The sequence below is a fragment of the Bartonella sp. AC329YNZD genome, from assembly GCF_042196685.1.
Taxonomy (GTDB): domain Bacteria; phylum Pseudomonadota; class Alphaproteobacteria; order Rhizobiales; family Rhizobiaceae; genus Bartonella.
This window is the reverse complement of sequence record NZ_JBHIQS010000075.1, coordinates 1-1249: the sequence shown is the minus strand read 5'-3', so window position 1 is coordinate 1249 and position 1249 is coordinate 1. Positions and strand designations below refer to the sequence as shown.

The window sequence follows — 1249 nt, the reverse complement described above, 5'->3', positions numbered from 1 at the left end:
TCATCTGTCTCCTCGCTTGATTTCGGCAGGGATTGTTTTATTAATGGGTACGCGGTTTCTATCATTTGGTTGCTTTAGTTTTGGTGCTAGTGCACAAGCAGATAAAAGATTCATAATTAAAATTATAGAAATGATATATTTCATTTTAATGGCCACTCTTTTTTATTGTTATTTATAGTATAACAATTTTCGTCATTATTACAATTTTGAATATAAAGTAAAGTGCATAATTTGTGTTTATTTTATTTTTTGATTTCATAACTGATTTTATTCATGGAAAACTTCAGCTGCAGTGCAAATATTTTTTACTTTGAGATTGGAATGTTTGGGTTATTTTGTCATATAGATGCTAAAAGTGAATATTAACGGGAACTATTGCTTCCTATGCCATCTAGTCTCCATAGATGTCCAAATGCAATGCCTTTTGCGAGAGCATTGGCAATGTTTGACAGTTTGAGTAACAGCATAATGGATATAATGGACAGGATGAGAGCTCCTCCAAACATATATCCCATATTCTGTCTGTAATCGAGTTTCATATCGCCCAAATAGTTTGCAAAGATATTCATCATTAAATTAAATACGGTAGCTAAGAGTACAAAGAGGATTGTATAGCTTACGACTTGTACAATCCATTGCTCAAAAAAGCGGTAAGTTGGTTGCCAGAGTAGAGCAATAATGAAGATTGGCCCCCATCCTACGAGAAGTGCAAGTGCGATTTTTGTCAGAAGGACGAGACCACCACCGATTGCGACTACGAGGCTTGTTGCCAACAAGATGATGATACCTAAAAGACCGTAAAGTAGCCCATTAGCCTCGAAGAAGACAGTTTCTTCGAAAAGACGACTTGCATATTGAAACCCTTGGCTTGCTGCTTTGTCAAGCAAGTTCATTAATTGTTGATCAGTGAGCGGATTTTTTATGAGCGCTTTTGATAAATCATGAGGCATTTGAGTTATTAAATTTGTGATTTCTGGTTGATACAATCCTGCGGTAAGAGCTATTGAAGTAATAATGCTTATTCGTAGGAAACGGTTCACAAATCCAGAGAGAGGCATGTCGATAGCCCCACGAATGATGAGCCATCCATAGATGATGAAAGTGATGGTGATCCCGATTGAGACGAAGGGCGTAATTGTAGCCATTGCTTTTGAGGAAATATCTGTGACATAAGTTTTTGTTATTTTGTCAATTTCAGTGAAAAGTTGCGTGAACAGCGTGAAGTTCATGGCATTCCTCTTTAATGAAT

The 1249-nt window shown here is 36.6% G+C and carries 2 protein-coding genes; both read right to left on the bottom strand.

Annotated features, from left to right (window positions below):
• Nucleotides 1–144, bottom strand: a complete 144-nt coding sequence (locus ACFIMW_RS09265) for a TrwH protein (RefSeq protein ID WP_375608894.1) — start codon at nucleotides 142–144, stop codon at nucleotides 1–3.
• A gap of 218 nt (nucleotides 145–362) precedes the next feature.
• Entirely contained in the window at nucleotides 363–1229 is an 867-nt protein-coding gene (locus ACFIMW_RS09260; protein ID WP_375608895.1) for a type IV secretion system protein, read from the bottom strand.
• Nucleotides 1230–1249: the final 20 nt, after the last annotated feature.

Bases quoted from the DNA above. Each gene is read 5' to 3' on its own strand.
- ACFIMW_RS09265 (WP_375608894.1), bottom strand. From the start codon at position 144: ATGAAATATATCATTTCTATAATTTTAATTATGAATCTTTTATCTGCT.
- ACFIMW_RS09260 (WP_375608895.1), bottom strand. From the start codon at position 1,229: ATGAACTTCACGCTGTTCACGCAACTTTTCACTGAAATTGACAAAATA.